The following is a 19,723-nucleotide window of genomic DNA, read 5'->3' on the forward strand; positions in this document are numbered from 1 at the left end:
TCTTCCTCGGCTATTCTTTTCGCTTCGGCTTCGGCAGCGGCTTTTGCGGCGGCTTCCTCTTCGGCTATTCGTTTTGCTTCGGCTTCGGCAGCGGCTTTTGCGGCGGCTTCCTCTTCGGCTATTCTTTTTGCTTCGGCTTCGGCAGCGGCTTTTGCGGCGGCTTCTTCCTCGGCTATTCTTTTCGCTTCGGCTTCGGCAGCGGCTTTTGCGGCGGCTTCCTCTTCGGCTATTCGTTTTGCTTCGGCTTCGGCAGCGGCTTTTGCGGCGGCTTCCTCTTCGGCTATTCTTTTCGCTTCGGCTTCGGCAGCGGCTTTTGCGGCGGCTTCTTCCTCGGCTATTCTTCTTGCGTCAGCTTCGGCAGCGACTTTTGCGGCGGCTTCCTCTTCGGCTATTCTTTTTACTTCAGCGTCAGCAGCGGCTTTTGCGGCAGCTTCTTCCCCTGCAATTCGTTTCGCTTCTTTTTCGGAGGCTTCCGTTTTGGATTTGGCGGCCGCTGCGGCGCGGTCTTCCGCTTCCAGCTCGTCCAGGATGGCCTGGTCTTCCGCGCTGATCGCATCTTCCAGCGCTATTTCCGCTTCCTGCGAAAGAGGGGCGGAAACATGAACAGACGCTTCTTCCGCCACAACATCTTCCATCAGCGCATCCGGATCGGTCGTTTCACTCGTGGAAAGACTTGCTTCCGCCTCCGCTTCCAGCTTCGCAACGATATCGTCTGCCGGCCGTATCTCGTGCACGGCGGGCGGTTCAGGCTCCATCGTCAGCTGGTAAAGGTATTGCGGCGTACTGGTGTACAGCTGCGCTTTCTTGAAAACAGGCGTATTATAGTCCGGGATGGAAGAGAATTGTTTCTGCGCCAGCATTACCCTGGCGGCCGCAAAATAGGGGTACGTTTCCACCAGTTGCTCCAGGCTTGCCTGGTCAACGTTCCGGAGGTCCGGCTGGTTAAAAATATGGTGAATGATCCTGTTTGCGGTCATGGGTGCTAAAATATGAAAATAATACTTAAATCAAACAAGCGCCTACCAGTTGGCGAACGCACGGTTAAATACGTCGTCTACCAGGTTGGGAACGATCTCCCCCAGCAAACGGCTTTCCACCGCGTTGAGCGACTGCGAAGCGTTGAAATCCGCGGAGCGGGAAAACGACTGGTTGGCAAAGCCTTTTTTGTCCCCGATCCGTTTGATGAAAGTGATATTTAGCGTGATGGTCAAACGCGCCGTAGCGGGTTTGTCGATGTCCGTTACCGCGGCGTTGGACACGGAATAACCCGTGATCGTGCCTTTAAACTCATAATCCGCGTTCTGTTCGTTGGTTTGCGTCAGGCGGGTTTGCGCGAGGATCTTCTGGCGCAGTTTTTCGGTGACCTGCTGGGCCAGCTGCGGATTATTCTGCGGGGCGCGGTTCTCGATAAACCTCACCAGTACGGTTTTGGCTTCGGGATCGATGCTGGCGCCGGCAGCGGAATATTTAATGGTACATCCGCCAATCGCGGTCCACAGGCCCAGGAAGGCGAGCAGGTAAAAGTATTTTGACATAGGGTATTTACTCATTGATATTGTATTCCTTCAGTTTCCTGTACAAAGTCCGTTCCGAAATCCCGAGATCGAGCGCGGCGTCTTTCCTTTTCCCTTTATGTTTTTTCAACGCCTTCTCGATCAGTTCCTTTTCCTTGTCCGCAATGGAAAGCGTTTCCTCCACTTCTTCGTGGTGGTCTATCTTGTTGCTGTCCTGGATAATGAAAGGCTGCGTGGGAGCGGGCATGATGGCGGGGGAGGAAGGCGTTTCCGCCGACTGGAAATTATGGATGGGCGCGGCTTCCTGGAACGCGGCGGCATGCGCCATGCCGGGATTCTGCAGGATGTCGAAGAACATTTTTTTGAGTTCCGTTACATCTTTTTTCATATCGAAGAAAAGTTTGTAAAGGATGTCCCGCTCGCTGGAAAAATCTGCGCTGCTGCCGTTGTGCGCGCCGGGAATAACGGCGGGAAGACGGTTCATAGCAGGCTGCTCCGGCAAAAAGCGGCGCAGGTCCTGGGCATGTACCAGCTTCTCGGGCGCCAGCACGGAGATCTGCTCCGCGATATTTTTCAACTCGCGCACGTTGCCGGGCCAGGGATAATTTACCAGTATCTCGCGGGCTTCATCGTCCAGCTGTATGGACGTGGTTTTGTAGCGCTCGGCGAAATCCACGCAGAATTTGCGGAACAGCATGGGTATGTCTTCCTTCCGGTCGCGCAGGGAAGGTACGCGGATGGGAACCGTGTTGAGGCGGTAGTACAGGTCTTCCCTGAACTTGCCCTGTTCGGTGCGCTCCAGCAGGTCGCGGTTGGTGGCGGCGATCACCCGTACATCGGTTTTCTGCACTTTGGAAGAGCCAACGCGGATATATTCCCCGGTTTCCAGCACGCGCAGCAGGCGTGCCTGCGTGCCCAGCGGCATTTCGCCGATCTCGTCGAGGAAAATGGTACCGCCGTTCACGGTCTCGAAATACCCTTTCCGGTTGTCTACCGCGCCGGTGAAAGAACCTTTTTCGTGGCCGAACAGTTCCGAATCGATGGTGCCTTCGGGAATAGCGCCGCAGTTCACGGCGATGAAGGGATTATGTTTGCGCGCGCTCAGCGCGTGTATGATCTGTGAGAATACTTCCTTGCCCACGCCGCTTTCGCCGGATATCAGCACCGTAAGATCGGTGTTGGATACCTGGGCGGCCACCTGGAGGGCGTAATTCAGCGCCTGCGAGTTGCCGATGATGCCGAAGCGGTTCTTGATGCTTTGAATATTGTCCATTTGCCTTGGTTTGCGTCAGGCGGGCACGATCGTACCGATCAGCGTCCCGGCTGTACAGTCTTCTATTTTAACCATCACATAGTCGCCCTTTTGAGTGTTTCCCTTCGGGAATACGACTACCTTGTTCTGATCGTTCCTTCCGAAATGTTGTGCGTCAGAGCGTTTGGAAACACCTTCCACGAGCACCTTGCAAATTTTGCCTACTTCTTTCTGCATGCCTTCGAGCGAATGCCGGCGGTGAAGGGCCACCACTTCGGCCAGACGGCGTTTTTTCACGTCTTCGGGCACATCGTCCGTATAACGGCGTGCGGCCAGCGTGCCGGGCCTTTCGGAGTAGGCGAACATATAGGCCAGCTCGTATTTCACGTAATCCATCACGGCCAGCGTGTCCTGGTGGTCTTCTTCCGTTTCGGTGCAGAAGCCGGTGATCACGTCGGTAGACAGTGCGCAGTCCGGCAGGATCTCGCGGATACGGTCGATCTTTTTCATGTACCATTCCCGGGTGTAGGTGCGGTTCATGAGCTGCAGGATGCGGTTGCTGCCGCTTTGCACGGGCAGGTGAATGTAGTTGCAGATATTTTCGCGGCGCGCCATGGCGTGGAGCACATCGTCGGTAATGTCTTTAGGATGGGAGGTGGAAAAACGCACGCGCAGCAGCGGGCTGATGGCGGCTACTTTTTCCAGCAGCAGGGCGAAAGTGACGGTTTCGTCTTTGTTTTCGTCCACAAAATAATAGGAATCCACGTTCTGGCCCAGCAGGGTCACTTCGCGGTACCCTCTTTCAAAAAGGTCGGTAGCTTCCGCCAGGATGGAATGCGGGTCGCGGCTGCGCTCGCGGCCGCGGGTGAAGGGCACCACGCAAAAGGAGCACATGTTGTTGCAGCCGCGCATGATGGACACAAAGGCGGTTACGCCGTTGCTGTCCAGGCGTACCGGGCTGATGTCCCCATACGTTTCTTCGCGGCTTAACAGCACGTTGATGGCCTTCTGACCGGTACCTGCTTCTTCGATGAGGGCGGGCAGGGTGCGGTAAGCGTCCGGGCCTACCACGAGGTCTACCAGTTTTTCCTCTTCGAGGAACTTGGCTTTAAGGCGTTCGGCCATACAACCGAGCACGCCCACGAGAAAGCCGGGTTTATTTTTCTTGGTCTTTTTGAACTCGGTAAGGCGCTGGCGAACGGTCTGTTCCGCTTTTTCGCGGATGGAACAGGTGTTGAGCAGCACAAGGTCGGCCTCGTCCACATTACGGGTGGCGCCGAAACCTTCCTGGTTGAGGATAGACGCTACGATCTCAGAATCATTGAAATTCATCTGGCAACCATAGCTTTCTATATAAAATTTTTTTATATAGACGCCATTGTCTCCCCCAACCGGGGCAATGGCTTCGCCCTGGCGTGATTCATCATGTATTTTCTGTACTGTTTCCAGCATGTCCTGACTTCTTTTTTAGGACTGCAAAAATACATAAAAAAATGACAGAATGACAGGTTTTTGTTATTTCCCAAACACCCCCGTATTCCCCTTTTCCCAATCTTTCATCAACTTCTTCACCAAATCCGGCTGCTCCGCCGCAATGTTCCTGTTTTCATACGGGTCTGTTTCATGATCATACAACTCTACCGTCGGTTCTTCCTTCCGGAAATACTTCGTAAGCCGGTAACGCGGCGTGCGCACCGTAATGCCTTGTTTGAAATAGCTGTAAGCAAGGTCGCGCCAGGCCGTTTGGGGCGAAGCCAGCAAAGGCACAAAGCTGCTGCCATCCGTTTGTACCGGCGTTTTCACCCCGCAAAGCTCCATGAGCGTCGGGTAAATATCCACGGAACTAACCACCCGCTCAATATCGGAACCGCGCTGCATACCGGGCGTTTTTATCAGCAAAGCGCTCCGCAGCGACCATTCAAAAATGGTGTGTTTGCCCCAAACCAGATCGTCGCCCAAATGCCAGCCGTGATCGCCCCAGATCACCACGATGGTGTTCCGGTCGAGCCCGTTTTCTTTGAGCGCGGCCAGCAGTTTGCCCACCTGCGCATCGATGTAGCTGACGGACGAATAATATGCGTGGCGCAGTTTCCGGGCGTAAGCGCCGGACACGGGGCCGTTCAGCGAAGGTTTTTCTTCACCGGCTTTGTATGATTTAAACTCCGCGCTGGGATGCAGGCTGGCAGGGTTTACATTCGCGGGAATGCCGGGGGAAGGCGTCAGCGAAATACGGGATTCGTCGTACATATCCCAGTATTTCTGAGGCGCGTTAAACGGCAGGTGCGGTTTGAAAAACCCAACGCCCAGGAAAAAAGGTTGTTTTTTCACGGCCAGCTCTTTCAGCTTTTTCACCGCCAGCGCCGCCGTAAGCCCGTCCGGGTAAGCCTCATCGTCTCCCGTACCGGCTTCGTAAGGTTTTACTTCGCCTTTCCGGCTTTGACGGTTCGAGCCATCCGCATAAGCGAAGAACGCATTCCAGCCGGTTTGCCATTTGCCGGCGTCCATCAGCATTTCGTCCCAGCTGTTGGGAAGTTCCAGCTCGTTGCTGCGGGGAGCGGTATAGGGATAAACATAACCGTCCGCGGAATGACTGATCTTCCCGATGCCTACCGTATAGTATCCATTACGCCGCAGGTTTTCAACAAAGGTTTCCGGTTTTTCACCGCGGGGTTTCCCGGCGATCATTTTCTCCATGGCGTCGTTGCTGAGCGCCTCTTTCATGCGCGGGTAAAAGCCGGTCAGCATCGCTGCCCGGGATGCGCCGCAGGTGGGCACCACCACGTATTGCCTTTTGAATACCGCTGCCTTCGCGGCAAATGAATCGATGTTCGGGGAATGAATTTCCTTATTTCCGTAGCAGCCCAGGTCGGGCCGCAGATCGTCGATACAGATGAACAATATGTTTTGTTTCTGTTGCGCGGCGGCGGAAAAGCCGAGCATAAGCAGCAGGATGGCCGTTAGTCTGATGTGCATGGGTCGTTCGTTTGCTGTTGAAATTTAATCATTTTCCGTTATCTCCGTCAGCGGAGCCTGGTTCTTTTCCGCACCGGGGTACCCGATGTTCTGGTTGATCACGCCCAACGTATTGGTATTGATCACTTCCGCCGGAACGGGCCACAGCACATGGTACGGACTGATCCGGCATTCGTTTTCTCCCCATTTCAGATGACTTTGATAAAAATTGTTCTTCGACATCACCCGGTCGTACCAGTAGTTTTTTGTACTGAAATTTTCCAGCGTGTAGCCGTTAAGGTGATTTGCGGCCATGATGAACGATATCCTGGTCAACTCGCTTTTCCGGAACTCTTCGGCAAACAACTCTCTTGCGCGCTCGTCCAGGATGTATTCGATGGTGACATCTGCCGCGCCGATCTCCGCGGCTTTCACCCGCCTGCGCACCGCGTTGATGTCTTCCGCCGCGGCGCCGAAATTGTTCAGCCAGTAATGGGCTTCCGCTCGCAGCAGGTAGGTTTCCGCGAGGCGGTACACGTACCAGTCGCCGTTGCCGCCATTGGGCACCTGGCCTGCGCCGCCCTGCGGCACATAGGCAATATAGTAAGGGAAGGAAAAATAATGCTGGAAGGTGTCTGCCCGCGCTCTCAGTTTGGTGGGATCAATGGGTTTGCCCACGTCTGCGGAACGGGGATTGTTGTATTTCAGGTCCTCCTTGAATATCCAGTTGCCGTCGCGGCGGCGCAGGTCGTTCGGATCGCTCCACAGCTCGTATTGGTAGTAGTTCGAGGGGCGGAGATTGGCGTTGCCGCGGCCGAGGGAATCGTACTGCGGACCGTTGTCTACCGTGCCGTTGGCGCCCCGGCTGTCCAACACGCGCGTCCACCAGGTGCAGGTATAATTGCGCATGGTAAAGGTGCCGCTGGTGCGCGCGTCTTGCGGCAGCTCGAAGCGGTCAATGGTGCCGAGGATGGTTTCCATATTGGCTGCCGCGTGAATATTCGGCGGGCGGTGCAGGTCCCAGATGTAGTTGCGGTACGTTTTCGAAGCGTCTATGCCGAAACGTGCCTGCATCAGCTTGTGTTTGCCGTTAATGATGGTGGTGGCGGTGGCAACGGCTTTGTCGAAGTTGCTGGTGGCCAGGTAGATCTTCGTCAGCAGGTGAAGGCCGGCAGCTTTGGAAGGCGCGCCGGGCACGGTGGTTTCCGGCAGCCATTGCACGGCAAATTCCATGTCTTCCGTCAGTTTTTGCAGGATGGTGGCGCGGGCGTGGCTCCTGAAATCCAGGCGGGGAGCGGTCAGTTCCTTGCCAATGAAAGGCACGTCGCCGTATTCGTTCACCAGCAGGTAATACCAGTAGCAACGGTGAAAATAAGCTTCCGCAAGTATGCCGTTGCGGTCCTGCTCGCTGGGCCATTCAATGGCGTCTATGCGCGTAATAACGGTATTGGCTACACGAATTGGCCGGTAGCTCCATTCGTAGTTGTCCAGCACGGAATAGTTGCCGTCTGCGCTGGGCGTTACCTGCAGGTCCATGTTCCGGATGCCGTTGTTGTTCAGCGGCCCGGCGGCTCCCAGTTCGGAGAACACGCCTTCGGATACGATGGTATGCAGCTCGCCGTACATGGAGTTGCGCAGGTTTTTGCGAAGCGTGATCATAAAGGCTTCGTACCCTTTTTTATCTACCAGCAGGTTTTCCGGCGCAAAAAAGGAAAGCGGTTCGGGCTTCAGCCAGTCTTTCGAGCAGGAGAGCAGCAGTACGCTGCAAAGGCCGGAGAGCAATATATTTTTAAGCAGTTTCATTTTTCTACGTTTTACAGCGTTGTATTTAATCCCACGGAAAATATGCGCGGCATGGCGTTGTTGCGCGATTCAGGGTCCCAGCCCGTCCATTTGGTGATGGTGAGCAGGTTGCGCGCGCTGGCAAACACTTTCAGCGAAGAAAGTTTCACCGGCGCCAGCAATGTTTTCGGGAAGTTGTACGATACGGACAGGTCCTGCAGGCGCAGGAACGAGGCGGATTCATACATCACGATGCCGCCTTCGTACGCAATGGTGTTCACGTTCAGGCGCGGGTAGAGGTCGGAGGGATTGTTTTTGCTCCAGTACGGCAGGTCGAGCGCATTGCTCCGGTCGTACACGTTGGAGCCGGAACGGTTAAAATCGCCTCGCGCGCCGTATTGCCCGAGGTCTGCGCGCAGGAATACCATTACGTCGATGTTTTTGAAAATGGTGAAATCGTTGCGAAGGCCCAGTTGGTAGCGGGGCGTGGTGTAACCGAGAAACACCTTGTCGTCGAACTGGCGGTAGGCGCTGTCGCCGTTTATGTCGCGGGCGCGGAAGTCGCCGGGGGCAAGACCATATTTTTTCGCGGCATTGATCTCAGACTGCTGCCAGATGCCCGCAATGTCGTAGGCCCATATGCGGTCGATGGACTGACCTGGGAACCATCCGTTGGCGTAGTCCGGCACTTCCCGCGTTACTTCTTTGCCGTTGATGGTACGCGTTTCATAATCGCCCCACAGTTTTTCGATCTTGTTGCGGTTTACGGTGAGGGTGAAGGTGGAGCGCCAGGAAAGCCGTTCGTTCTGAATGTTCTGAGTACCCAAATTCAGTTCCAGCCCTTTGTTGGAGAGCTGCCCCAGGTTGGTGGTCATGTTGGCGTAACCGGTGATGATGGGCAGCGAACGGTTCAGCAGCAGGTCGTTGGTGAAAGAACGGTAAAGGTCCAGCGTTACGTTCACTTTGCTGTTGAACGCGGTAAGGTCTACGCCGGCGTTCCAGGATTCGGTCTGTTCCCATTTCAGGTTGGGATTGGCCATGGAGGCATTGGTAACGCCGGTAAGCACTACCGTGCCGTCTGAATACACGTTGCGGTCGAGGTTGGCAAGGGCGTCGTAAGCGGCCACCGCGCGGTTGCCATTGATGCCCCAGCTGGCGCGCAGTTTCAATTGGTCCACCCACTTCACTTTAAAGAAAGACTCGTCTGAAACCCGCCATCCCAGCGCCACGGCGGGGAAATAAGCCCGCGGGTGCATTTGGCCGAAGGCGGAAAAACCGTCCCGCCGCCACGAGGCGGTGAGCAGGTATTTGTCTTTGTAGGAATAGTTGATGCGGCCCATCAGCGCATCGCCCGTTTGCACCAGGTCGCTGTTGGAGAGGGTAGGATTGCCGCCGAATTGAAGGCCGTGCCAGGAAAGGTTGCTGTTCGGCTGGAAGTTTTCGTTGGTCTGCCGCGAATTCCACCGCTTCAGTTTTTCGGCATTCGCCAAAAAAGTAACGTCAAAGGAATGCTGGCCGAATGTCTTGTTCCACCGCAGGATGTTGTCCACCATCCATTCGTAGGTATTCGCGTCTTCACGGGTGCCGTAACCGTTGGTGTGCGAGATGCCGCCGGTGACGGTATTGGCGGGCCAGAACTGGTAATCGCGGGTATTGGCCAGCCTGTTCTGGAACGAAATGCGGTAGCTGAACCCGAAGGGCAGCGTTACTTCCCCGTACAGCGTGGCGAAGAGCGCGTTGGTTTTATTGAATTGGTCTTTGTACCGGTTGTCGAGGAAAGGGTTGCGGAAAAGTGCATCGTCCTGCGGGTTGAGCTTCAGCGTACCGTCTGCATTGTACATGCTGCCGTATGGACTGAAATCGTCCAGGTTGTCGTTGTTCACCGGCACGGCGCTGTTATCGGTGCCGGAAAACTGCGAGTTCAGGCCGATGCGGATAAAGTCCGCCACGCGCGCGTCCAGGTTCAGGCGCGTGCGGAAGATCTTCACTTCGTCGCCGCGAATGATGCCTTTGTTGCGGGTGTAGCCGGTGGAAAAATAATAATTGATCTTGGGCGCGCCGCCGGATACGCTGATGTCGTAGTTCTCGCGCAATCCTTTTTGCATCACTTCGTCGTACCAGTTGGTGGTGCGGCCGGCCAGGTAGTTCTGGATCTCTGTGGCGTTGAGGTTCAGGCGGCCCAGCCATTCCATGGTATCGTTGGCGTTGGGGTTGTTGCTGAAGGCGCGCCATTCGTCGATAGACACGCTGTCCGGCAAACTGAACGGATTGGCATAATAATAGGCATGCTGCGGTTTCACGATGTCGAACAGGTCTTTGCGGAACTGCAGGTAACCCTCCGGCCCCAGCGGTTTGTAATCGTTGGCCGCTTCGGCATAACCTACTGTGGCGGAAAAGTTGATCACCGGCAGGCCGGTAGCGCCTTTTTTGGTGGATACGATAATCACGCCGTTGGCGGCGCGCGAACCGTATACCGCCGCTGCGCTGGCGTCTTTCAGCACGTCGATGGTCGCCACGTCGGAGGGGTTGATGTCGCGCAGGTTGCCGTTGTAGATCACCCCGTCCAGCACGATCAGCGGCCCGCTTTCATCCCTCAGCGAGTTGACGCCCCTGATCTCGAGCGAGCCGCCGCCCTGGGCGGAGGTGCCCTGGTTGGAAGCCAGGCCTGCCACGGTGCCGCTGAAATATTCGGAGAGGTTGGTGGTAGCCTGCGTATTGTATTTATCCGCGTTAATGCTGGTGATGGAACCGGTAAGGTCTTTTCTTTTCGCGGTTCCGTAACCCACTACCACTACTTCGTTGATGCCGGCGGCTTTTTCTTTCAGTTTCACTTCCACCTTCGTTTTCCCGTTCAGCGCCAGCTGCTGTGTTTCAAAGCCGATAAAAGAAAATTCCAGCACGGCGTCCGGCTCCGCGGTCAATATAAAAGCGCCCTGCGGATTGGTGGTGGTACCTTGTTTGCCACCTTGCACGCGCACGGTAACGCCAACAAGCGGGGTGCCGTTCTCATCCGTTACAAGACCGGTTATCTGCACGGGTTGCACAACTGGGGAAGGCGTGGCGGTTACCGCTTTTCTCGGCTTTACGATAATGATTTTGTCGTTGATGGAATAGGTGAGCGGCTGTGTGTCGAATATCTTTTTCAACACCGCTTCCAGTTCTTCATTTTTAACGTCGAGCGTAACCGGCAGCGCTTTTTCCAGCGCGTCGCTGCTGAAAATAAAATTGTACCCGGTCTGTTCCCTGATCGACTTCAGTACTTCGGCCAGGGGCATATTTTTCCGGGAAATGCTGACCTTCTGGCTGTAAGATACGTTGCCGGATAACAGGCAGACGGCCAGCAGGGTGAGCATGGCGGCGCGCAGGGGCGCGACGGCTCTTTTGAAAAATAAATTTTCAAACATACATCATGGTTTAATGAATGGGATAATGTTATGGCGTAACAATAATGCGCCCGTTCTCGAAAGTGTATTGCAGGCTGCCTGTTTCCTGCAGCACTTCAAACACCTTCGATACATTTACATTGCGTGGGATAGTACCAGTAAATCGCTGTGAAATATTTCCTTTGATGATTATTTCGACATCATACCACAAAGAGAGCTGTTTGGCCAGCGAAGCCATGTCTGTGCCGTTGAGCCAGAACAGGCCGTTTTTCCATGCCATCACTTCTTCCAGGTCCGCATGGTTTACCAGCCGAAGGTCGCCGTCGTTTGCGGCCAGCGCCTGCTGGTATGGTCTCAATGTAACGGAAGCGCCGTTCCTGCTTACTTTCACGCGGCCCGTCAACAGGGTAGCGGTCATGGGGGCGCCGGCATATGCCTGCACGTTGAAGCTGGTGCCCAATACGTCTATGCGCGTGCCGCCGGCCTGCACGATGAAAGGTTTTTGCGCGTCTTTTTCCACTTCAAAATACACTTCGCCGGTAATGTCCACTTTACGTTCCCCGCCCGCGAATATGTTGGGGAAGCGGATGGAAGAGCCGGCATTGAGCCAGGCGCGGCTGCCGTCCGGCAGGAGCAGTTGGAATTGTCCGCCTTTGGGAGTGCTGAGCGTGTTGTACACCACTTCGCCCGGAGAAGCCCCGGTAGGCTGATAGGCCAGGCGCCCGCTGTCCAGCTTCACAATGCTGATATTTCCCTGCGTGCTCAGGCGCCCGTTGGCTGCGCTGTCCAGCACCAGTTCGCTGCCGTCCGCCAATGTAAGCACCGCTTTGTTCCCTCCCGGCGGAAAATCTTTGATGATATGTTCCTGCGCTGCCGTTAAAGCGGGAGCAGGAGCGGGCTTGGGCCGTAAAACCAAATACCCGGCCGCACCTAATATCAACACCGCCGCCGCAACGCGTGGCAGCAAACGCCTGTAAAGCGGTGCAGATCTTTTGTTTTTAGCTTGATGGAATTTCTCCGCCCATTGATCATCGCTGAGCAATGGCGGCGCGTCGTGCGCGGCTTCCCAAAGCTGCTGCAGGCGGCCGCTGAGCACGCCCGGTTCTTCCCGGCGGCGCAGCAGTTCCCAAAGCTCGGCGTATTCTTCGCCGGTAATGGTATCCTGCAAATACCGCTGGAAAAGATAGTCCTGGCGCTGTGATGCGTTTTGTTCCATAATGGATAGACGATAAAAAAGGGAGGGTGTACTAATGGGCGACAAAATATTTTTACTGGCCCATTAAGATGACTAAAACAATAAGGTCGAGCCCCGGGGAAATATGCGCGCGGATCACTTGTAAGGCCGCGGAAAGGTGGTTGCGGACGGTGTTTGAAGAAAGCTGCAGCTTCTCGGCGATCTGTTCGTAGGTAAGGTGATGGTCCCTGCTGAGGAGGAAAACCATTTTGCGCTGGGGGGAAAGCCCGGCCGCCGCGTCGCGGATGCCGGATTCGAGGTTTTCGAGCAGCAGGCGCTGGTCTGCTGAACCGGCGGTGTTGCCTTGCATGCGTTCCCAGAGGGCTTCCTGTTTTTGCCGGCTTTTTTTGACCTGCCGCAGGAAGTCCAGCGCTTTGTTTCGGGCCACGGTGAACAGGAAAGCTTCCATGTTTTCCACCTTACCCATATTAATGCGGCCGTTCCAGATCTTTACGAAAATATCCAGCACGATCTCTTCCGCCGTTTCGGGGCTTTTGCAAACTTTTACCAGGTAAGCGTGCAGCCGGTTGCGGTACCTGGCAAACAGCTCGTTGAAAGCGGGCTCGTGGTCTTGCGTTACCTGTTTGATCAGCTCAATGTCCGTGTAGCTTTGATAAGAATGTTCAGTTTTCATCGTACTGGTCCTGTGAATCGTGATAGTTATGGTTTTGCAGGCCCTTATTTGGTTGATAAACGCCTTTTTTGCGGCGTATGCATAATCGTGGAGTAGTTACCTTGAATCCCTAAAGTAGAAAAAGAAAATTATCCAGGCAACAAAAATCGGGGAGAGGGGGCTTTACTTGAATAGTTACATCGTTTGAAATCGATTTGTTCGCAGAATTCCAAACAGTTTGTATATTTGTCGTCCCTTCCGGCGGAAAGGCCGTGGGGAGCAATTAGATACCAGCGGAAATAGCTCATTTGGTAGAGCATCAGCTTCCCAAGCTGAGGGTGGCCGGTTCGAGCCCGGTTTTCCGCTCCATCGTCAAAATTCCAAACTGTCAAAAGCGGTTTGGAATTTTTGTTTGCAGTGCTTCCTGAAAGGGCAAATAGCCCGGTCTTTTCCGTTTTCCCCCCCCTGCGGTCATATCGCAGGCACTCGTTTTATCTTGTCCTTTCCGTGCACCCCCTTTTATCACCTGGAAAAAACGAAACTATGCGAAACCTGATCACGGCGTCCATCGCTGTTGTAACCCTGCTGCTGGGCACTGCCTGCAGTAAAAAAGACAAAATATCCGATCCCGCGGATTCACCGGTCGAAAAATGCAGCTCTTGCGGGGAGCTTGCCGGGCTTCAGCCGGGCGAAAAGCTCGTAACTCTGGAAACCAACGGCAAAAAAATAACGTTGATCCAAAGCGGCAGCCGGTACAAACTGGACCCCGACCTGTACCTGACCGACCGCCAGCTCGCCATCCTGAAAGGAGAATACAAAGGCGACGAAGGAGGGCGTACCGCCGGCCCTCCGACTTTTATACAGCTCTGGCCTTCCCGAACGGTTTATTACACCCTCCACTGGAATCTTGCCAACCCGCAGGTGGTGGCTGATGCGATTGCCCACTGGCAGGCAAATACCAACCTGCAATTCGTGCTGCGTACCAACCAACCGAACTTCATCGAATTTAAAACGGACGAAAACGCCTGCTGGTCGGAAAGCCTTGGCATGAAAGGGGGGCTGCAAATCGTCAACCTGGGATCGGCCTGCAGCGTCAGCAATGCGATCCATGAAATAGGCCACGCTATAGGGCTTTATCATGAATTAACCAGGAAAGACCGCGATTACTACGTGGACATGAACTGGGCCAATATCCGTCCCGAATGGGTTTCACAATACCAGACCTATTGGGAGCGTGGCATTCCCGGTTTCGAGATCGGCACGATGGACTTTAGTTCTATCATGATGTACGGCTCTCTCGGCGGTTCCAGCTCCTTTGATCCTACCGTCCCGGTATGGACGGATAAGAACGGGAATACGTATGCCAGGGAAGACGAGTTGTCCGACGGCGACATTCAAACCTACAACCTGCTTTACAACCCGCCGAGCATCAGCATTGTGCGGTTAAACCAGGTACGCGTTACAACACCCGAAGGGCGCGGGTACGAATGGGAAGACGAGTTGCAGATCACCACGCCGTTTACCTGGCCCTGGCCGCTGGAAATCGCTATCTGGGTGCATGAAAGCCACTTCGACGGCTCCTATTTCACGCATTATGAACACGTCGTGCTGCAGCCAGGGCAAACTACCCAGGCCCTGGGAAGCGGATGGCAAATAAACGGCAGCTCGGGCGAAGATTCTTATAAACGTACTGCGGCTACGGTTTACCAGTAAGAGATATTATAGACTTTCTTGCACGGAACAAGGGCCGGTCATTTTGACCGGCCCTTGTTGTAATCCCGGGCATTGTTTATTGGAAAAAAGTAAAGCGATTACTTCGTCGGGAAAATCAACTGGATAAATCAGGATATCAAATATTCAAAATAACCAAACGTTTTCGTTTAATATGTTGTTTGGTGAAATCTTAGGGAACATTCAGGTATTCTGCCAAATGACGGCCCTTTCCATAACAAAATGAAATTATTCCGCGGGAATAATTTCATTTTGTTATGGAAACAGGTTTTTCAAGATTAATATCATCATTCCAATAACGTTAATCGAAGTAGTTGTTAGCAGGGTTACCAGAACAGTGTCGGATAAATCGAGATTCAAAGATTGGCATTAAAGAACAAAATGCAGATCACTGATGCAAACCAGAGAAATATTATTCCTGTAAAACAATATGCCAGGTGTTTTCTAAGCCCAGTATCTATTTCAAACCTTTTTGCCTTTGCAAGCTCGAAATGATCTTCCAGTATTTGATTGTCGCTCCTGGCATCTGCTATATCGTCGATTGAAAGGGTTAGATCGCGGCCCGCGATTGAATCATCGCCTATATTAGCGGAAATATTAAACATGCAGGGTTAATTAAGAGGCAGGAATTGCAAGCATTTTTTTCTTGTATTGCTCATAAATAACATCATCCGAAATTTTTGGACTACGATCTTTGCAATCTGCCTTTCTACGGGCGGCATTTTCTTTATTTACCATAGCACTCAGGTATATTCCGTCGAACCTGCCGTATATTTGCCAGATTCTGTCCAAAAACTTTTTGTCTTCCGGTGATATTTCCTGGTTGCCAACAGAATTAGGGATTTTCGCAGTAATATTCATTTTTCCATATTTTTTCAAGCTGAGGAATAATGAAGGGAAAAACGGACCAAAATCCCAGGATACAGGAGATTCGTCAATCAGCCTTTCTTTTTTGTCAGTAAGGGCTAGGTACCAGCCATAAGCAATATAGGTTAGTTTTATAACCTTCATAGGAGTGAAACTATCCTTCTTCGCGTATTTTCCTATAAAATAATTCGCTATGGTTGTGGGGTTATATGACATTTGTTATTCTTTAATCAAGATTACTAAATTTTTTGGGGTTTTATAGAAAAGTCACATTGAATATATCTCCTAAATAGTGATAATACCTCCATTATTTGACCCACAATTTCAAAGGACTTTAAAGACAGATTCATCAAAAAATGATGCAAGTGCTTCTTGCTCAAAGAACAATAGGCAGCCGATTGAGAACCAGCTGCCTATTAAAAAAGTGGTAAGCATCTTATTTCTTCCCCTCCTTCACCACCCACCTGTTCACCATATTCTCCTTCCCCTCCAGCACCACTTTATAAAACTCCGAAGGCGCCCCGCTGATGTCCACCTGGTAATGCTCCCGCGTAACAGGCACTTCCGCCACCATCTTATACGCATCTTCACCGCCTTCTTTGTAGTTATTGGTCGTAGCCAGCCAGATCTTCACCGTGCCGTCTTTGTCCATCGCTTTCCAGCTGATGTCCAGTTGTGTATTGGCTTTGATGAGAGTAGGCTGTGCTATGGACACTTTGCCCGTTAAAGCAATACCATCCTGTTCGCGGCTAACGTGCAGGGGCAAACGGATCTCCATAAAACGGGCGATAGTAGGCATAATGTCCACCAGGCCGGGGTAGTAATATTGCGCGTAGTTGTTGAGTTTCGCCTGGTTGGTCACGATCCAGCCGGAGCGCTGCCGGGCGGTTTGACCGCCGTGGCCTTTGCCGCTGTTCTCGTCGCGGCCGTGGTCGGTGGTGATGATGATCAGCCATTCTTCGCCGAAGGTTTTCTGGCGGTATTGAATCGCCTGCCAGATGCGGCCGATCTTATCGTCCAGTTTGCGGATGGCGGTGTGGAACTGCGGGCTATCGCCGTACATGTGGCCCATATCGTCCGTATATTCGAGGTATACCCAGCTCAGGTCCGGCGCGTCTTTGCGGATGCTGTTCGCGGCTTCGGTAGCTACCAGGTCGTCGATCTTTTCCATGAAATCGCGGCCTTTGTCCTGCGGAAATTTTACCGTGTCCAGCTCGTAACCGTCATATTTGTAATCGAATTTGATGTTGCCGGTTTCGGGCATGCCGTCGCCTACCAGTTTGGTTCGGTTGTCCGTCCAGCTGCTGTAGATGGCGGTCTTTTTCTGCGGGAACTGTTCCTTGAGTATGCGGAAGATGGTCCAGTAATGATAGTTGGGCGCGGCGATATCGTTGTCCCAAACGTTGTGTTTGTTCACCCAGGTGCCCGTCAATACGCTGTTGTAGCCCACGGCGGAAATGGTGGGCGTTTGCGAATAACCGCCTTTTTCGCCACCGACGTGCGCGCGCAGGTACGAGCCGGTTTTGGAAATCCGGGCCAGGTTGGGCGTATTCAGCGTTTCGATCACGTCCGCCGGAATACCGTCCGCAATAATGAATACCGCTTTCTTTTTCTGCGCAAAACCCGTGGCTGTGGTGAATAATGCCAGTAACAATAAGCCGTGTCTTTTCATCCTTTTTATGATTGTTTACAAATTAACGTCATTTTCCTACCAACCGAATATTTGTTTCAGGTTGGGATTGAGCAATACCTGCGTTTGCGGTATAGGGCGGTAGTAATATTTCGGTTCCGTAAATGTACGTACGCCCGTTTCCGTTACCATGTAGCCGCTGGTGCCGTTGCTGAGGTAAACGGTCACATCGTCGTTGATGGTGCCGGCCTTGTAATAAATGAGGCGTACGCCCAGCGCGTTTTTTTCCTTGCTTGCATCCGGTGGTACGGTGGCGCTTTTGTCGATGAGAATGATGTCTTCGTGGCCGTCGCCGGTCATGTCGTATTTGCCCAGCCCGGGAAAGTACATGCCCTGCGGGATCTTCGTGAGCAATTGCCCGGCTGCCCAGCGCATCAGGTCGTCGAAACGGTACCCTTCCAGCGCAAATTCCACGCGGCGCTCGCGGCGGATCTCGAGGATGGCGCCTTTCATGCTGCCGCTCACCAGCGGGTAAGCCGCGCCCAGCACGGGGTCTGGCGAAGCGTTCGCCGCGGCCAGGTTCATCGGGGCCACGCCGGCTCTAACGCGCAGCAGGTTCACGGATTTGTCCAGATCGCCCTGCGAAAGCGTGCCCAGCTCGGCAAGCGCTTCCGCATAAGCCAGCAGCGCTTCGGCATAACGGTACACGGGCACGTCCACGCTGTTCAGCAGAATGTTGTCGGTCGTGTTGTAATATCCTTTTAACTGGTGATAACCGGTGAATTTTTTGTTGAGTTTCTGGATGTAAGGCGCCGCATCGGCCACGAATTTCCAGCCGGGGTATGCCACGGTATGCATCAGCCGCGCGTCCCTGTTTTGAAACTCCTGTACGAAAGGCATTTGCAGCGCGCCGGGCTGGTCGGTGAAACGTGTGCCGTCCGTTATCAGGTATTCGCTCACAAGACTGCGCGAAGTATCCGATGCACCCTTTTTAAACCGGCGGAGCGGTTGGTATGAATGATGTTAAACGGCCTGCAGACCGAGTTTGCCGGCCAGCCAGCTGTTCTTCAGCGGCGTCAGCCAGCGGGCTTCCAATTCGCCTTTGGTTTGAACGGTGTTGTTGAGGTAAAGGGTGTCGGGAGTGATGTACCCTTTTTCCAAAGCGTAACTTACCTGCGCAAGGGGCAGCAGCTGCAGCTTGTCTTTCACGACGAATCCCAGCGCCAGCCGGTCGAACAGGTTCACGTTGTACTGGCGTTCCATGCTTTTGATGATCCGCACCGAACTGTCTGTACTGCAACCGCTCACGCCGGCCTCGGCCTCGTCGGCCATCAGCACGATCACCTGGTCGAACAGGAGGCGGCCCCAGCCTTTAACAGGCGTTCCGTGCGAGTTCCACTGGGCGGTGAACTGGTGCAGCTGCTCCTCGATCTCGGCGGATTCCTGCGCTGAGAACGGGCGGTTGCTCTGGTATATCCAAACCCGGCTTTCCGGGGAAAAATTATCGGGTAATATATGTTTGATATCTGTATTCATCCTGCAAAATTACGGAATATGGGATTAATTAGTTAGATTTGGAACAGTAACCGCTTGAAGACTCGAAAGCCCGATTCATTAGACATTTATTTTAACCTCAAAATTTTCTCACCATGGCAGAAGATCACAACGTTCATATCGTTGCCTGGCCAAAAGATGGGGCCGCCCGGCTTGAGCATCTTTTTAACGACAAACCGCTGCAGGTAAGCATGCTGCACAACCAGGGGCAGGCCGTTCCGTTATGTATCAAACTCTGTGAACCGATCTGCGCGGAAAGCAATTACCGCATCGGCATCAACCTGCTGGGGCAGCCCTTCGCCGAGATCGTGATCAAGGGCGTAACGCGTTTGTTCAATTGTAAGGACGGCAACGACCGGCCGAACGACAATCCGACCACGCCTGCCAATCCCAACAACCCGGGCGGGCCGGCCACGCATGTGCCGCCGGTAGGGTAGGATAAAAACAAGCAGTATATCGTTCATCCCCAAAATATCCTCCATATGCCCGCAAAAGCGAAGCAAAAGGCGGCGGAGCCCGCTGCCGCACAGCCGGTACAGGAAAAAAGCGCGCCTGCCGCAGGAATCCAGTTCGAAGGCCTGGGAAACCTGGTAGACGGCGCGTCTAAGATCGTGCTGAAAGCCGCCAACATCCTCGAAGAGGAGATCGCGCGCGGTATCGTGGCCGCCAAACAGATCGAAGGCAAACTTACGGACGTGCAAAAGCTGAGAGGCGGCAATAAGGAAGAATTGCTGACCCGCTTCCGGCAGGATGCGCATGATGTGATAGATCTTCTCATCGATTTTACCACCATTGCCGTGAAAAATGCCGGCAGTCTCGCTTCCCGCATCATCAACGTGCGGCAGGGCGGAACGGAAGGCGGGCAGCAGGCGGAAGATCCCGTGCAGATCCCCCTTATTCACGCGCCCAAAGACCTGAAGGCAGGCGAGGCCCTGGAAGTGCCCATCACCCTCGAAAACGACAGCAAAACCGATGTGAAGACCATCGAGTTCACCAACACCGCGCTGATGGACGCTTCCAACAACCAGATAGACGCCGCCGCCATCACGTACACGCCCAACCCGCTCGTATTACAGCCGGGCAGCAACGGCAGCGTGAATATCGCCATCAAAGTGCCGGATGGGGCGAAGCCAGGCTCGTACACCTGTTTTATCCAGGGGAAAAATGTGTCGAATCTTAAAGCCACGCTGCTGGTGAAAGTAGTATAATGC

General features: G+C 53.7%; 15 protein-coding genes, 1 tRNA gene and 1 pseudogene. 4 read left to right on the forward strand and 13 right to left on the reverse strand.

The genetic code is table 11. The annotated features are described in order from the left end of the window. The 9 genes from J7I43_RS15790 to J7I43_RS15830 all read right to left on the reverse strand — a co-directional run. Nucleotides 1–977, reverse strand: a 977-nt coding sequence (locus J7I43_RS15790) for a hypothetical protein (RefSeq protein ID WP_209146759.1), incomplete at its 3' end; no start/stop codon positions are given. Nucleotides 978–1,019: 42 nt separating this feature from the next. Further along, complete coding sequence (locus J7I43_RS15795; RefSeq protein ID WP_209146767.1) at nt 1,020–1,535, reverse strand: LptE family protein; 516 nt, start codon at nt 1,533–1,535, stop codon at nt 1,020–1,022. 7 nt (nt 1,536–1,542) lie between these two features. After that, nucleotides 1,543–2,787: a sigma-54 interaction domain-containing protein gene (locus J7I43_RS15800; protein WP_209146770.1), complete on the reverse strand. Its 1,245-nt coding sequence runs from the start codon at nt 2,785–2,787 to the stop codon at nt 1,543–1,545. A 15-nt stretch (nt 2,788–2,802) separates the two neighbouring features. Beyond that, on the reverse strand, nt 2,803–4,218 hold the full coding sequence (gene miaB / locus J7I43_RS15805; RefSeq protein WP_209146772.1) for a tRNA (N6-isopentenyl adenosine(37)-C2)-methylthiotransferase MiaB: 1,416 nt from the start codon (nt 4,216–4,218) through the stop codon (nt 2,803–2,805). Between the two features lie 63 nt (nt 4,219–4,281). Further along, a complete protein-coding gene (locus J7I43_RS15810) occupies nt 4,282–5,739 on the reverse strand; it encodes a sulfatase (RefSeq protein ID WP_209146774.1) in 1,458 nt (485 codons plus the stop codon). Between the two features lie 24 nt (nt 5,740–5,763). Continuing rightward, nucleotides 5,764–7,521, reverse strand: a complete 1,758-nt coding sequence (locus J7I43_RS15815) for a RagB/SusD family nutrient uptake outer membrane protein (RefSeq protein ID WP_209146776.1) — start codon at nt 7,519–7,521, stop codon at nt 5,764–5,766. An 11-nt stretch (nt 7,522–7,532) separates the two neighbouring features. Then, complete coding sequence (locus J7I43_RS15820) at nt 7,533–10,904, reverse strand: TonB-dependent receptor (RefSeq protein WP_209146778.1); 3,372 nt, start codon at nt 10,902–10,904, stop codon at nt 7,533–7,535. 28 nt (nt 10,905–10,932) lie between these two features. Beyond that, entirely contained in the window at nt 10,933–12,099 is a 1,167-nt protein-coding gene (locus J7I43_RS15825) for a FecR family protein (protein ID WP_209146779.1), read from the reverse strand. 52 nt (nt 12,100–12,151) lie between these two features. Beyond that, the gene (locus tag J7I43_RS15830) at nt 12,152–12,751 is read right to left on the reverse strand and encodes an RNA polymerase sigma-70 factor (protein ID WP_209146781.1); all 600 of its coding nucleotides are present in this window, start codon (nt 12,749–12,751) and stop codon (nt 12,152–12,154) included. Nucleotides 12,752–13,023: 272 nt separating this feature from the next. On the opposite strand from J7I43_RS15830, the gene J7I43_RS15835 reads away from it, so the two are divergent. Both J7I43_RS15835 and J7I43_RS15840 read left to right on the forward strand, forming a co-directional pair. Then, a tRNA-Gly gene (locus J7I43_RS15835) sits at nt 13,024–13,099 on the forward strand. Nucleotides 13,100–13,273: 174 nt separating this feature from the next. Beyond that, nucleotides 13,274–14,443: a M12 family metallopeptidase gene (locus tag J7I43_RS15840; RefSeq protein ID WP_209146783.1), complete on the forward strand. Its 1,170-nt coding sequence runs from the start codon at nt 13,274–13,276 to the stop codon at nt 14,441–14,443. A 633-nt stretch (nt 14,444–15,076) separates the two neighbouring features. Here the strand turns inward: J7I43_RS15840 and J7I43_RS15845 are convergent. The 4 genes and pseudogenes from J7I43_RS15845 to J7I43_RS15860 form a co-directional block, all read right to left on the reverse strand. After that, complete coding sequence (locus tag J7I43_RS15845) at nt 15,077–15,544, reverse strand: Panacea domain-containing protein (RefSeq protein ID WP_209146785.1); 468 nt, start codon at nt 15,542–15,544, stop codon at nt 15,077–15,079. A gap of 220 nt (nt 15,545–15,764) precedes the next feature. After that, complete coding sequence (locus J7I43_RS15850; protein WP_209146794.1) at nt 15,765–17,000, reverse strand: alkaline phosphatase family protein; 1,236 nt, start codon at nt 16,998–17,000, stop codon at nt 15,765–15,767. Nucleotides 17,001–17,036: 36 nt separating this feature from the next. Then, nucleotides 17,037–17,924: pseudogene (locus J7I43_RS15855) on the reverse strand (RagB/SusD family nutrient uptake outer membrane protein); the annotation flags it as partial. 57 nt (nt 17,925–17,981) lie between these two features. Further along, nucleotides 17,982–18,494 (reverse strand): hypothetical protein, encoded by a 513-nt coding sequence (locus tag J7I43_RS15860; RefSeq protein ID WP_209146798.1) that lies wholly within the window; start codon nt 18,492–18,494, stop codon nt 17,982–17,984. 113 nt (nt 18,495–18,607) lie between these two features. Here J7I43_RS15860 and J7I43_RS15865 point away from each other — a divergent pair, with 113 nt between their 5' ends. Together J7I43_RS15865 and J7I43_RS15870 are read left to right on the forward strand one after the other, a co-directional pair. Next, complete coding sequence (locus J7I43_RS15865) at nt 18,608–18,949, forward strand: hypothetical protein (RefSeq protein WP_209146800.1); 342 nt, start codon at nt 18,608–18,610, stop codon at nt 18,947–18,949. 45 nt (nt 18,950–18,994) lie between these two features. After that, entirely contained in the window at nt 18,995–19,720 is a 726-nt protein-coding gene (locus J7I43_RS15870) for a COG1470 family protein (protein WP_209146802.1), read from the forward strand. Nucleotides 19,721–19,723: the final 3 nt, after the last annotated feature.

The organism is Chitinophaga chungangae, from assembly GCF_017742215.1.
GTDB classification, from domain to species: domain Bacteria; phylum Bacteroidota; class Bacteroidia; order Chitinophagales; family Chitinophagaceae; genus Chitinophaga; species Chitinophaga chungangae.

Coding starts and splice junctions, on each gene's coding strand:
- J7I43_RS15800 (WP_209146770.1), bottom strand. CDS start 2,787: ATGGACAATATTCAAAGCATCAAGAACCGCTTCGGCATCATCGGCAAC.
- J7I43_RS15810 (WP_209146774.1), bottom strand. CDS start 5,739: ATGCACATCAGACTAACGGCCATCCTGCTGCTTATGCTCGGCTTTTCC.
- J7I43_RS15815 (WP_209146776.1), bottom strand. CDS start 7,521: ATGAAACTGCTTAAAAATATATTGCTCTCCGGCCTTTGCAGCGTACTG.
- J7I43_RS15830 (WP_209146781.1), bottom strand. CDS start 12,751: ATGAAAACTGAACATTCTTATCAAAGCTACACGGACATTGAGCTGATC.
- J7I43_RS15845 (WP_209146785.1), bottom strand. CDS start 15,544: ATGTCATATAACCCCACAACCATAGCGAATTATTTTATAGGAAAATAC.
- J7I43_RS15825 (WP_209146779.1), bottom strand. CDS start 12,099: ATGGAACAAAACGCATCACAGCGCCAGGACTATCTTTTCCAGCGGTAT.
- J7I43_RS15870 (WP_209146802.1), top strand. CDS start 18,995: ATGCCCGCAAAAGCGAAGCAAAAGGCGGCGGAGCCCGCTGCCGCACAG.
- J7I43_RS15820 (WP_209146778.1), bottom strand. CDS start 10,904: ATGTTTGAAAATTTATTTTTCAAAAGAGCCGTCGCGCCCCTGCGCGCC.
- J7I43_RS15860 (WP_209146798.1), bottom strand. CDS start 18,494: ATGAATACAGATATCAAACATATATTACCCGATAATTTTTCCCCGGAA.
- J7I43_RS15840 (WP_209146783.1), top strand. CDS start 13,274: ATGCGAAACCTGATCACGGCGTCCATCGCTGTTGTAACCCTGCTGCTG.
- miaB (WP_209146772.1), bottom strand. CDS start 4,218: ATGCTGGAAACAGTACAGAAAATACATGATGAATCACGCCAGGGCGAA.
- J7I43_RS15865 (WP_209146800.1), top strand. CDS start 18,608: ATGGCAGAAGATCACAACGTTCATATCGTTGCCTGGCCAAAAGATGGG.
- J7I43_RS15795 (WP_209146767.1), bottom strand. CDS start 1,535: ATGTCAAAATACTTTTACCTGCTCGCCTTCCTGGGCCTGTGGACCGCG.
- J7I43_RS15850 (WP_209146794.1), bottom strand. CDS start 17,000: ATGAAAAGACACGGCTTATTGTTACTGGCATTATTCACCACAGCCACG.